Raw genomic sequence first — 13,719 nt, 5'->3', positions numbered from 1 at the left:
TGACAGTTCACATTCTCACACAGATTCCTGACAATTTAATTCACAAGTTAAATCAACAGAGGTGTAGACAATGAAAACCTGGGCATGGTTTAGTTCATCTGGCGAGTACGTCATGGACTACAGCTATATAATTAATCAGTATGGCGCCAGGCCATATTTCGTGACTGAAATTGTACACTCCGATATTCAGCCAACACACACACCGCAACAGATTAGAAATCCGATCGATCCAAATCTACCAGACTTAGGCTGGATAGAAACCCGACCAGATATTAGTATTTTCTGGGTGAGCATCAACGGACATATAATTAGCTATGCAGCGTTCGAAAACCTTATGACAGGAAGATCTTATGGATTCGACGGCAGCACGGCCTTCGAAACTTTTGACATATACAGCGTCCTCCACCCAAACCTAGCCATTCATTGCCAAGCTAAGTTGGACATGAACAACTATACAATAGATGAAATTGCGAAACTCGTCCTTGCCTATTACAAAGGCTCTATCGATATCGGAATTACTTCAGATGCCGGTGACCCCACCGGAACCCCGAGGTTATTTAGAGCCATCGACAAAATTTTTTATTCAAACTTTACAACAAGCAATCACATTTCAAAGGACCTGTATTCGAAAACAATCCAATCTTTTTATATGACCAATTGCTTGGTTGCAGTTACTACAGACAGCCCAGCTATCGTTCATCCATCAGCAAGGATTCCCGCTGCCAAAAAATTCCCATTAGCCGACGACACGAAACTGCTTCGAGAATATGGGATGGATCCGGCATACCCAATCGTTCTAACTTGGACACTTGATCCCGCGCCGAGATGGAGTTTTGACTGGACTGACTGGGGAATTGAAACAGTATTCGATTTGATCGCTGAAGTAATTGGCTAAAAACCTTAAGGCGACAAAACAAAGGGCAAAACAAAGGGGACAGATTTATTTATCTGCTGATCGATTAAATAAATCTGCCCTCCCGCTTTACTTTAGTTTTAACTCAGCCGACAGGTATCAAATACGCGTCGTACCGACTGGCTTTCGCTTCATTCCTGAGCCGACGGAGTCATTCAACGCCACTACCCGCCCCGCATCCCATTCCCGCTGCAGATCTGCAAATAACTCGCCATTCACTCGCCCCTGATGATTCGCCAACGCTTGAGTCATCGCCTCAGCAATACGCTCGATGATCAAGGCTGGCTTCTCCACTGAACAATGCTTGCGACCAAACTCGATCAGTTGCTGGCGATCCGGGTAGGTTTTCACCTTGTTCATCTTGATTGCCAACGTGCGATCAACCAAGGAGCGGCCTGATTTGGGATTGTAGTTTTCGTAGACCGTTGTGGTGGTGACATCAAAAACGGGAGCCAATTGCACAGTTTCCAGAGCTTCTGGATGGGTATAAATCACGCCGAAGTTCTTCAGATGCGCATCGCCGTTTCGAACCATGACCGAAAGGCAGACCGAAGCGAAAAAACGCTCCAACTCCCGAAGCGCATCACCATGCCGACAGACCTGGCCAATCACGGCCGCGAGAGTTTCGTAGCTCTGCGAATACTTGTAGTTGTCATGGGGATCCTTGTTTAGTCCCAACAGAACCGCCATGTCTTCGAACCCGAGGCGACCGGCCTCGGTCAGGTCAAAACGCTCCATCACAAACAAATCGCCGTTTTCGGACAACCAGAACGGCGGTGTTTCAAGTCCGGCGATGCGAGCCGCTTCCAGGCAGAGAAACTCGTTCTGAGCCAGATGTGCGTACTCATCCGCGCCTGATTTGACGATCAGGTCGGAGCTGAGCATGGTTTTTCGATTGCCGGTGAGCTTGTCCAGGTCCGGAACCAGCACTTTGGGCTGTACACCTGAAATGCCCGACTCGAAATAGGTGTCGACCAGAAACTCGAAAACGCCCTGCGAAACATCGGCAGACAGAATCTCCTGCAATCCGACTTGCGCACGCACGGATACCGGAGTTTCGATTGGATTCTGGTAGGTGAGGCGTCCGATCTGGTTCCCGCCGATGACCGATAACAGGCGCATCTCATCGACTTGCATGTGCTTGGCCATCCGGCGCTTGATCTGATCCGCCAGAAACCCTTCAGGCACATTCATATCGAAGATCGGATGCAGCACGTTGCTCACCGAGGGCGTCGGGTCATAGGGCATGACCAGTGAGACTTCCCTTGTTGCATCGGCGGTTTCATAAACAAAGGAAAACTGCGATCCCTTGGACAGCTCACCAGCGAAGCCTTGCGGCGTGGTGACGTTGAGCCTTTTGACTTTACTCATCGTGCTCTACCAGATCGGCCAGGGATTTGAGGTCAATGCGGTTATCGACAATTTCCAGCGCCATGCCCAGCGCTGCCAGCACCCTGAACGCGGTGTAAAGCGCGACATTCTCCCCGGCCTCAAGGTCAATGATCGTTTTGCGGCTGCACTTGGCTCTGTGGGCCAATATCGCTTGGCTGTAGCCTTTAGCCCGACGCAATTGCCGAATTCTTTCACCGAAAACAGCGGGATTGGGGAGCAGCATAAATGTCACCCATATGGGACTTTTTATAATCTGGAATCGATTATGTCCGTTATGGGTGACATTTCAAGCGCCTTACGTCAGTCGACTGCTTGATAAAACTCCAGGCAAAAAAAACCCGCCTCACGGCGGGTTTCTTTTAAATCAGCTCAACACCCAGTCTCAATTGACCTTGGCGTTCAACTCACCTTTCAGATAACGCTGATACATGCTTTCCAGCGAGATCGGCTTGATCTTCGAAGCGTTGCCGGCAGTACCGAAAGCTTCGTAACGAGCGATACATACATCACGCATCGCCTTCACGGTTTCGCCGAAGAATTTACGTGGGTCGAACTCGCTCGGGTTGGTGGCCATCAGGCGACGCATGGCGCCGGTGGATGCCAGGCGCAGGTCGGTGTCGATGTTGACCTTGCGCACGCCGTGCTTGATGCCTTCGACGATTTCTTCAACCGGTACGCCGTAGGTTTCTTTGATGTCGCCGCCGTACTGGTTGATGATCGCCAGCCACTCTTGCGGAACCGACGAGGAACCGTGCATCACCAGGTGGGTGTTCGGGATGCGCTTGTGGATTTCCTTGATGCGGTCGATCGCCAGCACGTCACCGGTAGGTGGCTTGGTGAACTTGTAGGCGCCGTGGCTGGTGCCGATGGCGATGGCCAGGGCATCAACCTGAGTCTTCTTGACGAAGTCAGCGGCTTCTTCCGGGTCGGTCAGCATCTGGCTGTGATCCAGAACGCCTTCGGCGCCGATGCCGTCTTCTTCACCGGCCATGCCGGTTTCCAGCGAACCCAGGCAGCCCAGCTCGCCTTCAACCGAAACGCCGCAGGCGTGAGCCATGGCCACGGTTTGTTGGGTCACGCGGACGTTGTATTCGTAGTCGGTCGGGGTCTTGCCGTCTTCGCCGAGGGAGCCGTCCATCATCACCGAGCTGAAGCCCAGTTGAATCGAGCGCTGGCAGACATCAGGGCTGGTGCCGTGGTCCTGGTGCATGCACACCGGGATGTGCGGGAACTCTTCGATCGCCGCCAGGATCAGGTGACGCAGGAACGGGGCGCCGGCGTATTTGCGGGCACCGGCCGAAGCCTGAACGATCACCGGGGAGTCAGTCTTGTCAGCGGCTTCCATGATGGCGCGCATCTGCTCAAGGTTGTTGACGTTGAAGGCTGGAACGCCGTAGCCGAACTCGGCTGCGTGGTCCAGCATCTGGCGCATGCTGATAAGTGCCATTGTGTGTGTCTCTCCCGGTTTGGGTCGTTAATCGTGCCAGCCTGCCGGAGCGGCGGCGGCTATTCAAGTGATTGCAGATCGGGGGTTGAGGCCCGGCCTGGTGATTCGATAAAGCAAATTCTGTTTTATTCGGCTTTGCAGCCCCGACCGATCAGATCATTGGTGGCGACCCAATAAACCAGGCCCTCCTCACCTTTGATGTGAAACGCCAGCATGTCGTCGCTGTACAGCGCGCCCGAGGCGCCCGGCTCTTCTTTCAGGCGATAGACCTGATCGCCGCCGCCCAGGCGCACATCGACTTCCTTGCGGGCGGCATCGGTGAAGCGCCACAGCACCTTGGCCTGGCTGTCGCAGGTCCAGGTGGTCCAGTTATCCACAGGGGCGGACGACTGGAACGGGTTCCACTGCGCGCAACCACCCAACAATCCCAGTGCCGCAACGGCGATCAAGCCTTTCATCCGTGTTCCTCGACCGGCAGCGCACGCCGCCGGACTTGAGTAAAGAGTCAGACCGGTCAAGGACAACCATGTTCCTTGGCCGGGGTTTGCGTCTCGTATTTGTCCAGACCGTCCGGTCCCGAGCGCTTGTTCAGCACCGGGTTGGTTTCGGCCTGCCAGTCGGCCTGGTAGCAGCCTTTCTGGGCCTCGCCGGGTGCCGGTGTCGGCTCGGCCTTCGGGTTGCTCCCGCAGGCCGCCAGCGTACCGGTCAGCAGCAACAGCGCTAACGACTTGACCATCTGAACACTCCTTTGCCTGGCCAATCGGGCGGCCTCAGGCCTTGGCCCGGCTTTCCAGGACTTCAACGGCCGGCAGCACCTTGCCTTCGACGAATTCGAGGAACGCGCCACCGCCGGTGGAAATGTAGGAGATCTTTTCAGCCACGCCATATTTATCGATGGCCGCCAGGGTGTCGCCACCGCCGGCAATCGAGAACGCCGCGCTTTCGGCGATGGCTTCGGCCAGCACTTTGGTGCCGTTGCCGAACTGGTCGAATTCGAACACGCCGACCGGGCCGTTCCACAGGATGGTTTTCGACGACTTCAGCAGTTCGGCGAAGTTGGCCGCGGTTTGCGGGCCGATATCGAGGATCATGTCGTCGGCAGCGACGTCTGCGATCAGTTTCACGGTCGCTTCAGCGCTTTCAGCGAATTCCTTGGCAACCACCACGTCGACCGGCAGCGGCACGCTGACCTTGGCGGCGATGGCGCGAGCGGTGTCCAGCAGGTCCGGCTCGTACAGCGACTTGCCAACCGGGTGACCGGCCGCAGCGAGGAAGGTGTTGGCGATGCCGCCGCCGACGATCAGTTGATCGCAGATCTGGCTCAGGCTGTTCAGGACGTCGAGTTTGGTCGAGACCTTGGAACCGGCAACGATGGCCGCCATCGGCTTGGCCGGGGCGCCCAGGGCTTTGCCCAGCGCGTCCAGCTCAGCAGCCAGCAGCGGGCCGGCAGCGGCGACCTTGGCGAACTTGGCGACGCCGTGGGTCGAACCTTCGGCGCGGTGAGCGGTGCCGAAAGCGTCCATCACGAACACGTCGCACAGGGCAGCGTATTGCTGGGCCAGTTCGTCGGCGTTCTTTTTCTCGCCCTTGTTGAAGCGCACGTTTTCGAACAGCACGATGTCGCCGGCCTTGACGTCAACGCCGCCCAGGTAGTCGGCCACCAGCGGCACTTCACGACCCAGAGCCTTGCTCAGGTAGTCGGCAACTGGCTTGAGGCTGTTCTCGGCGGAGAATTCGCCTTCGGTCGGACGACCCAGGTGCGAGCAGACCATCACGGCCGCGCCTTTTTCCAGGGCCAGCTTGATGGTCGGCAGCGAAGCCAGGATACGCGCATCGCTGGTGACAACACCGTCCTTGACTGGGACGTTGAGGTCTTCGCGGATCAATACGCGCTTACCTTGCAGATCGAGGTCGGACATCTTCAACACGGTCATGGGTCGCACTTCCTACGGTTTTTTTGAAGTCGCTGTTTGCAGATAGTGTTCTGCAACATCCAGCATTCGGTTGGCAAAACCCCATTCGTTGTCGAACCAGGCCAGGATGTTCACCAGCCGTGGGCCGGAAACGCGGGTCTGACTGGCATCGACGATGGCCGAATGTGGGTCATGGTTGAAATCACAGCTTGCGTGAGGCAATTCGGTGTAGGCCAACAGACCTTTGAGCGGGCCGCTGGTGGCGGCGTCGCGCAGGATCCGGTTGACCTCGCCGGCGTCGGTGTCGCTCGCGGTCTGCATCGTGATGTCGAGGCAGGACACGTTGACCGTCGGCACGCGTACGGCTTTGGCCTGAATTCGCCCGGCAAGTTCCGGCAGCAGGCGCTCGATACCACGCGCCAGACCGGTGGACACCGGGATCACCGACTGGAACGCCGAACGGGTGCGGCGCAGGTCTTCGTGGTGATAGGCGTCGATCACCGGCTGATCGTTCATCGCCGAGTGAATCGTGGTGATCGACACGTAATCCAGGCCGACCGCCTGATCCAGCAGACGCAACAGCGGCACGCCGCAGTTGGTGGTGCAGGAGGCGTTGGACACCAGCAGTTCGTCGCCGGTCAGGCAATCCTGATTGACGCCGTAAACGATGGTGGCGTCGACATCCGCCTCGCTGGCCATCGGCTGCGAAAACAGCACACGCGGCGCGCCGGCGTCGAGGAAACGCTGGCCGTCTGCGCGGGTGTGCCAGGCGCCGGAGCATTCGAGCACCAGATCGACGCCCAGCGACGCCCAATCGATGCCTTCGGGAGTGGCACTGCGCAGGACCTTCACGCAGTCGCCATTAATATGCAGACAATCGCCGTCGACCTTCACCTCGCCCGGAAACCGGCCGTGAGTGGAGTCGAAGCGTGTCAGGTATTCGATGCTGGCCATGTCGGCCAGATCGTTGATCGCGACAATCTCAAACCCGGCCTTCTCGCCTCGCTCGAACAACGCACGCAAGACGCAACGACCAATCCGGCCGTAGCCGTTGAGTGCAACTTTGTAGGGACGCGGTTGAGGCATGGGGTTCTCGATTACCGTGGTGTATCAGTCAAAGCGATGTTGCCTGACCGACCGCCATCGCGGGCAAGCCCGCTCCCACAGGGATCTACATCGCCCATGTGGGAGCGGGCTTGCCCGCGATGGCGTCAGTTAAGACGACACCTGATCTGGATCAGTCTTCCAGCAGCTCTTCAGCCTGACCCAGGATGTTTTCCAGGGTGAAGCCGAACTCTTCGAACAGTGCCGAAGCCGGAGCCGATTCGCCGTAGGTGGTCATGCCGATCACGCGACCTTCCAGACCCACGTACTTGAACCAGAAGTCGGCGTGGGCCGCTTCGATCGCGATACGTGCGCCAACCTGCAACGGCAGGACCGATTGCTTGTAGCTGGCGTCCTGAGCGTCGAACGCGCTGGTGCATGGCATGGAAACCACGCGCACCTTGCGGCCCTGCTCGGTGAGTTTGTCGTAGGCCTGAACGGCCAGACCGACTTCCGAACCGGTCGCGATCAGGATCAGCTCAGGCTCGCCTGCGCAGTCCTTCAGCACGTAACCACCACGACGGATGTCGGCGATCTGGCCGGCATCACGGGTTTGGTGCTGCAGGTTCTGACGCGAGAAGATCAGCGCCGACGGGCCGTCCTTGCGCTCCAGAGCGTTTTTCCAGGCCACGGCCGATTCAACGGCATCGGCTGGACGCCAGGTGTCGAGGTTCGGCGTGCTGCGCAGGCTGGTCAGTTGCTCGATCGGCTGGTGCGTCGGGCCGTCTTCGCCCAGACCGATGGAGTCGTGGGTGTAGACGTGGATCACACGCTGCTTCATCAGAGCGGACATGCGCACTGCGTTGCGGGCGTATTCCATGAACATCAGGAAGGTCGCGCCGTAAGGCACCAGACCGCCGTGCAGGGCAACGCCGTTCATGATGGCGGTCATGCCGAACTCGCGCACGCCGTAGTACATGTAGTTGCCGCTGGCGTCTTCGGCGCTGACGCCTTTGCAGCCTTTCCACAGGGTCAGGTTGGAACCGGCCAGGTCAGCCGAACCGCCCAGCACTTCCGGCAGCAGCGGGCCGAACGCGTTCAGGGCGTTCTGGCTGGCTTTACGGCTGGCGATGGTTTCGCCTTTGGCGGCAACGTCGGCGATGTAGGCATCGGCCTTCTCGGAGAAGTCGGCCGGCAGTTCGCCGCTCAGGCGACGGATCAGTTCGTTGGCTTCGGCCGGGAACGCGGCGGAGTAGGCAGCGAAACGCTGATCCCACTCGGCTTCGGCGGCGCGGCCTTTTTCCTTGGCATCCCACTCGGCATAGATGTCGGCCGGGATTTCGAACGGGCCGTGGTTCCAGTTCAGCGCCTGACGGGTCAGGGCGATTTCCGCGTCACCCAGCGGGGCGCCGTGGCAATCTTCCTTGCCTTGCTTGTTCGGCGAACCGAAACCGATGGTGGTCTTGCAGCAGATCAGGGTCGGCAACGGGCTCTTGCGAGCGGTCTCGATGGCGGTCTTGATCTCTTCCGGGTCGTGACCGTCGACGTTGCGGATCACTTGCCAGTTGTACGATTCGAAACGCTTCGGCGTGTCGTCGGTGAACCAGCCTTCGACTTCGCCGTCGATGGAGATGCCGTTGTCATCGTAGAAGGCGATCAGCTTGCCCAAGCCCAGAGTGCCGGCCAGGGAAGCGACTTCGTGGGAAATGCCTTCCATCATGCAGCCATCACCCAGGAACACGTAGGTGTGGTGGTCGACGATGTTGTGGCCAGGACGGTTGAACTGCGCGCCCAGTACTTTTTCTGCCAGGGCGAAGCCCACGGCGTTGGCCAGGCCCTGACCCAGCGGGCCGGTGGTGGTTTCAACGCCCGGGGTGTAACCGAATTCCGGGTGGCCCGGGGTACGGCTGTGCAGTTGACGGAATTGCTTCAGGTCGTCGATCGACAGGTCGTAGCCGGTCAGGTGCAGCAGCGAGTAGATCAACATCGAGCCGTGGCCGTTGGACAGCACGAAGCGGTCACGGTCGGCGAACGATGGATTGCTCGGGTTGTGCTTGAGGTAGTCGCGCCAAAGCACTTCGGCGATATCTGCCATACCCATAGGGGCACCGGGATGGCCGCTGTTGGCTTTTTGCACGGCATCCATGCTGAGGGCACGAATGGCGTTGGCACGCTCACGACGGCTAGGCATCGCTGATCTCCTGGGTGTGAATAGATTGAAACGGAAAAAAGGAGGGCATTTTCCCTCACCCGAGCGCCTCGGGGCAATGACAGATAGTCATCCGGAGGCGTTTTTCCAATGGATAACACCGGTTTCGGTTGGTGAAACCTTTCCGCTGTTCGTTTGTAGAGTTAACCGGGCGGTGAGAAGTGCAATCGAATGCGCCATCCATCGAGCAATATCAAAACTTTTTGATATAGACCTTGCGATGCCTTCAGGCCGTCACTAGACTGCCGGCCCTATGAACTTACGCGTGCCTTCCATTCGCCATGACGATTGCGACGAGCTGGCGGCCCTGTGCAAGGCCGGCGGCGATCCGCTGCGGCTGAATGTATTGCGCGCCCTGGCCAACGACTCGTTCGGCGTACTGGAACTGGCGCAGATTTTCGATATCGGCCAGTCCGGCATGAGCCATCACCTTAAAGTTCTGGCGCAGGCGGATCTGGTGGCGACTCGCCGCGAAGGCAATGCGGTGTTCTATCGCCGCGCCCTGCCCCACACCGAGTTGCTGGGCGGCAAGTTGCACGCGGCATTGTTAGAAGAAGTCGACAATCTGGCGCTGCCGGCTGACGTGGAAACCCGGATCGCACAGGTTCACGGGCAACGTGCGGCCAACAGCCAGGACTTTTTCGCCCGGGTCGCAGAGAAATTCCGCGCCCAGCAGGATTTGATTGCCGGCCTGCCGCAGTACCGTGAAAGCGTGCTGGCCCTGCTCGACAAACTGAACTTCAATGGCGCTGCCACGGCCATTGAAGTCGGCCCCGGCGATGGAGCTTTCCTGCCGGAACTGGCGCGTCGCTTCGGCACCGTAACCGCACTGGACAACAGCGCGGCGATGCTCGAACTGGCCCGTCAGGTATGTGAACGTGAACAGCTGGCTAACGTCAGCCTGCAATTGGCCGATGCATTGAATGGCGTGAGCCTTCAGGCCGATTGCGTGGTGTTGAACATGGTGTTGCACCATTTCGCCGCGCCGGCCGAAGCGCTCAAGCACATGGCCAGCCTGCTGCAACCGGGCGGTAGCCTGCTCGTGACAGAGTTATGTAGCCACAACCAGAGTTGGGCCAGGGAGGCCTGCGGTGATCTGTGGTTGGGGTTTGAACAGGACGATCTGGCCCGTTGGGCCACCGCTGCGGGACTCGTTCCCGGGGAAAGCCTCTATGTAGGCTTACGTAATGGTTTCCAGATCCAGGTCCGCCATTTTCAGCGACCGGCTGGCGACACTCACCATCGGTAAATTCAGGAAAACATCGAGATGAGCGAATACTCCCTCTTCACCTCCGAGTCCGTGTCTGAAGGACATCCGGACAAAATCGCCGACCAGATTTCCGATGCAGTGCTGGACGCCATCATCGCCCAGGACAAGCACGCACGCGTTGCCGTGGAAACCCTGGTCAAGACTGGCGTGGCCATCGTTGCCGGTGAAGTGACCACCAGCGCCTGGGTCGACCTGGAGCAGATCGTTCGTGACGTGATCTGCGACATCGGTTACACCAGCTCCGAAGTCGGCTTCGACGGCGCTACCTGCGGCGTGATGAACATCATCGGCAAGCAGTCCCCTGACATCAACCAGGGCGTTGACCGTGCCAAGCCTGAAGATCAGGGCGCCGGCGACCAGGGCCTGATGTTCGGTTACGCCAGCAACGAAACCGACGTGCTGATGCCGGCACCGATCACCTTCTCGCACCAGCTGGTTCAGCGTCAGGCCGAAGCCCGTAAATCGGGTCTGCTGCCTTGGCTGCGTCCGGACGCCAAGTCCCAAGTGACCTGCCGTTACGAAGGCGGCAAGGTTGTGGGTATCGACGCTGTTGTTCTGTCGACCCAGCACAACCCTGAAGTGTCGTACAAAGACCTGCGCGAAGGCGTGATGGAGCTGATCGTCAAGCACGTGCTGCCTGCCGAACTGCTGAGCAAGGACACCCAGTTCCACATCAACCCGACCGGCCAGTTCATCATTGGCGGCCCGGTAGGTGACTGCGGTCTGACCGGTCGCAAGATCATCGTCGACAGCTACGGCGGCATGGCCCGTCACGGCGGTGGCGCGTTCTCCGGTAAAGATCCATCCAAGGTTGACCGTTCGGCTGCCTACGCTGGCCGTTATGTTGCCAAGAACATCGTGGCTGCCGGCCTGGCCGAGCGTTGCGAGATCCAGGTTTCCTACGCGATCGGTGTGGCCCAGCCTACTTCGATCTCGCTGAACACCTTCGGCACCGGCAAGATCAGCGATGACAAGATCATCAAACTGGTCCGCGAAGTGTTCGACCTGCGTCCATACGCGATCACCACCATGCTGGACCTGCTGCACCCGATGTACCAGGAAACCGCAGCCTACGGCCACTTCGGCCGTGCTCCGCAGACCAAGACTGTTGGCGAAGACACCTTCTCCACGTTCACCTGGGAAAAAACCGACCGCGCCGACGCTCTGCGTTCCGCTGCCGGCCTGTAATTTTCCTGGCGGTACGAGAAGCCCCGCACGGTTCGCCGTGCGGGGCTTTTTCATGGCCGCGAAACAACCGGCAAAACAGCCGCCCGGCCCACTTCAAAATCCCGGCTAGCCTTCAGGTATCTCCCTGAGCAAGGACGCTCACAATGCTTGCCACACTGCGCCTGTTTCTGTTTTTCCTGCCGTTTTTCCACCTCAACACCTTCGCTGCCGACTGCCCCGACTGGACCGCCGCCCGGGCTTCGAGCGAAGTCGTCGCCCTGCAGCAACAGATCGACCGCTGGGACGACGCCTATCATCGCGAAGACCGCTCGGTGATCGCCGATGAGCTCTACGATCAGTCCCGCCTGCGCCTGAACCAATGGCGCCGGTGCTTCAAACTTCCTTCACCGCCCGAGCCGTTGCGCACCGCATCCGGCCCGGTTGCGCACCCGGTCGCTCACACTGGCCTGGACAAACTTCATGACGCGGCGGATATCGCGACCTGGCTGCGCGACCGCCAAAACGTATGGGTGCAACCCAAGGTCGATGGCGTGGCGGTCACCCTGATCTATCGCGACGGCCGATTGCATCAGGCGATCAGTCGCGGGGATGGCGTTCGCGGGCAGGACTGGACGGCATCTGCAAAAAAGATCGGAGCCATTCCGCAACAGCTGACGCAATCGGCAGATTTGCTGGTGCAAGGCGAACTCTACTGGCGCTTGAACGGCCATACGCAGGCACTTGCCGGCAGCGCCAACGCCCGCGCCACCGTGGCCGGGCTGCTGGGGCGCAAGGATCTCGACGCGGAACACGCTGCCGGCATCGGGCTGTTTGTCTGGGACTGGCCGCAAGGGCCGAAGGACTTGCCGGAGCGAATCGCGGCGCTGACGCAGTTCGGTTTTCCCACCACCGAGCCCTACAGCCAGGCCGTCGCCAGCCTGAACGAAGCGCAACACTGGCGCGATCACTGGTATCGCTCGCCATTGCCATTCGCCACGGACGGAGTGGTTCTGCGCCAGAGCCTGCGACCGCCCGCCGAACGCTGGCAGGCTCGTCCGCCCTACTGGGCCGTCGCCTGGAAATACCCTTTCGCCCAGGCACTGGCTGATGTGCGCAAGGTGAACTTCAAGATCGGCCGCACCGGGCGCATTACGCCAGTACTGGAACTGTCGCCAGTGATGCTCTATGACCGGCAGATCAAACGAGTCAGCGTCAGTTCGCTCAGACGCTGGCAGGAACTGGACATTCGCCCCGGCGATCAGGTCGCAATCAGCCTGGCCGGGCTGACGATTCCGCGTCTCGACAGCGTGGTGCTGCGCAGTACCGAACGCGCGGATCTGAACGTTCCGCTCGCCAGCGACTTTCACGCCCTGAGCTGCTGGCAACCGACGCTAGGCTGCGAAAGCCAGTTCCTCGCACGCCTCACCTGGCTGAGCGGCAAGCAAGGTCTCGCCCTACCGCATGTCGGTCGCGGCACCTGGGAGAAACTTCTGGAAACAGGCCGCCTGAACAGCCTGCTGGATTGGTTGACCCTCGACGGGCCGGAGCTTGCTAACATTGCCGGTCTCGGCGAGCGCAGCAGTGCCCGCCTGCTGCACAGTTTTCACAGCGCCCGCCAACGGCCGTTCCTGCAGTGGCTCAAAGCCCTGGGGCTGCCGCCGACCGGTCAGGCAACACTCGCCGATTCATGGCAGGCGCTGGCACAACGCAACACCGAACAATGGCAGGCAGAAGCCGGGATAGGCCCGGGTCGCGCGGCGCAATTGAGCGCCTTTTTTCGCGACCCGCAGGTACTGGCCCTGAGTGAAACCCTGCAAGCCGCCGGCGTCGACGGCTTCTGAACACGCAATCCCCGGCCCACCGGGAACCCAAGTCCGCCGGAGCGCTCCAACAGCGCAGTGCTTTACCGACCCGATTGCCTTTGCACATGGAGCTTTTATGAAATTTCTCGCACCGCTCGCCCTGCTGTCGTTCTGCGCAGTCCTCGCCGCCCCCGTGATGGCCGACGAAGACGCGCCGGGCCTGACCGGTTGTGCCGCCAAGAAGCAGGGCATCATCAACCAGATCGAACAGGCCAAGTCCCGCGGCAACGCCGACCAGCAGGCCGGCCTCGAAACCGCCCTGCGCGAAGTCACCGAGCACTGCACCGACGCCGGCCTGAAGAAAGAACGCGAAAACAAGGTGCTCGACGCCAAGCACGAAGTGAGCAAGCGTCAGGCTGATCTGGACAAGGCCATGAAGAAAGGCGATCCGGAGAAGATCGACAAGCGCAAGAACAAGCTCGCCGAATCGCGCAAGGAATTGCAGGACGCGCTGGACGAACTCGACAAGTAAGAAAGCCGGGATCACAGCCAAAAACCGTGA

At 59.4% G+C, this 13,719-nt stretch carries 13 protein-coding genes; 5 read left to right on the top strand and 8 right to left on the bottom strand.

What is annotated here, in order from left to right:
* Window positions 1-70 precede the first annotated feature (70 nt).
* On the top strand, window positions 71-895 hold the full coding sequence (locus L6D82_RS06030; protein ID WP_236188358.1) for a hypothetical protein: 825 nt from the start codon (window positions 71-73) through the stop codon (window positions 893-895).
* A 117-nt stretch (window positions 896-1,012) separates the two neighbouring features.
* On the opposite strand, the gene L6D82_RS06025 is transcribed toward L6D82_RS06030, so the two are convergent.
* The 8 genes from L6D82_RS06025 to tkt all read right to left on the bottom strand — a co-directional run bounded on the left by L6D82_RS06025 (window position 1,013) and on the right by tkt (window position 8,900).
* Window positions 1,013-2,284 (bottom strand): type II toxin-antitoxin system HipA family toxin, encoded by a 1,272-nt coding sequence (locus L6D82_RS06025; protein WP_236188356.1) that lies wholly within the window; start codon window positions 2,282-2,284, stop codon window positions 1,013-1,015.
* Window positions 2,277-2,528, bottom strand: a complete 252-nt coding sequence (locus tag L6D82_RS06020; RefSeq protein WP_085746662.1) for a helix-turn-helix transcriptional regulator — start codon at window positions 2,526-2,528, stop codon at window positions 2,277-2,279. The genes L6D82_RS06025 and L6D82_RS06020 overlap by 8 nt, the downstream gene beginning before the upstream one ends.
* A 159-nt stretch (window positions 2,529-2,687) precedes the next feature.
* Complete coding sequence (fba, locus tag L6D82_RS06015) at window positions 2,688-3,752, bottom strand: class II fructose-bisphosphate aldolase (RefSeq protein WP_007959708.1); 1,065 nt, start codon at window positions 3,750-3,752, stop codon at window positions 2,688-2,690.
* A 125-nt stretch (window positions 3,753-3,877) separates the two neighbouring features.
* Entirely contained in the window at window positions 3,878-4,210 is a 333-nt protein-coding gene (locus tag L6D82_RS06010) for an MliC family protein (protein ID WP_011336325.1), read from the bottom strand.
* Window positions 4,211-4,266: 56 nt separating this feature from the next.
* Window positions 4,267-4,488, bottom strand: coding sequence for a hypothetical protein (locus L6D82_RS06005; protein ID WP_007959706.1), 222 nt, complete (start codon window positions 4,486-4,488; stop codon window positions 4,267-4,269).
* A 34-nt stretch (window positions 4,489-4,522) separates the two neighbouring features.
* Window positions 4,523-5,686 (bottom strand): phosphoglycerate kinase, encoded by a 1,164-nt coding sequence (locus tag L6D82_RS06000; RefSeq protein ID WP_011336326.1) that lies wholly within the window; start codon window positions 5,684-5,686, stop codon window positions 4,523-4,525.
* 12 nt (window positions 5,687-5,698) lie between these two features.
* A complete protein-coding gene (gene epd, locus L6D82_RS05995; protein ID WP_039767974.1) occupies window positions 5,699-6,751 on the bottom strand; it encodes an erythrose-4-phosphate dehydrogenase in 1,053 nt (350 codons plus the stop codon).
* A 151-nt stretch (window positions 6,752-6,902) separates the two neighbouring features.
* Window positions 6,903-8,900: a transketolase gene (gene tkt, locus L6D82_RS05990; RefSeq protein ID WP_129972218.1), complete on the bottom strand. Its 1,998-nt coding sequence runs from the start codon at window positions 8,898-8,900 to the stop codon at window positions 6,903-6,905.
* A gap of 271 nt (window positions 8,901-9,171) precedes the next feature.
* Between tkt and L6D82_RS05985 the strand changes: the two genes are divergently transcribed.
* From L6D82_RS05985 to L6D82_RS05970, 4 genes are all read left to right on the top strand, one after another.
* Window positions 9,172-10,167, top strand: a complete 996-nt coding sequence (locus L6D82_RS05985) for an ArsR/SmtB family transcription factor (RefSeq protein ID WP_007959700.1) — start codon at window positions 9,172-9,174, stop codon at window positions 10,165-10,167.
* 18 nt (window positions 10,168-10,185) lie between these two features.
* Window positions 10,186-11,376, top strand: a complete 1,191-nt coding sequence (gene metK, locus L6D82_RS05980) for a methionine adenosyltransferase (RefSeq protein ID WP_027610621.1) — start codon at window positions 10,186-10,188, stop codon at window positions 11,374-11,376.
* A 143-nt stretch (window positions 11,377-11,519) separates the two neighbouring features.
* A complete protein-coding gene (gene ligB, locus L6D82_RS05975) occupies window positions 11,520-13,196 on the top strand; it encodes an NAD-dependent DNA ligase LigB (RefSeq protein WP_236188354.1) in 1,677 nt (558 codons plus the stop codon).
* A 97-nt stretch (window positions 13,197-13,293) separates the two neighbouring features.
* Window positions 13,294-13,689, top strand: coding sequence for a DUF1090 domain-containing protein (locus L6D82_RS05970; protein WP_007959697.1), 396 nt, complete (start codon window positions 13,294-13,296; stop codon window positions 13,687-13,689).
* Window positions 13,690-13,719: the final 30 nt, after the last annotated feature.

The sequence above is a fragment of the Pseudomonas paraglycinae genome, assembly GCF_021601625.1.
GTDB lineage: Bacteria > Pseudomonadota > Gammaproteobacteria > Pseudomonadales > Pseudomonadaceae > Aquipseudomonas > Aquipseudomonas paraglycinae.
This window is presented reverse-complemented; position numbering and strand designations above follow the sequence as displayed.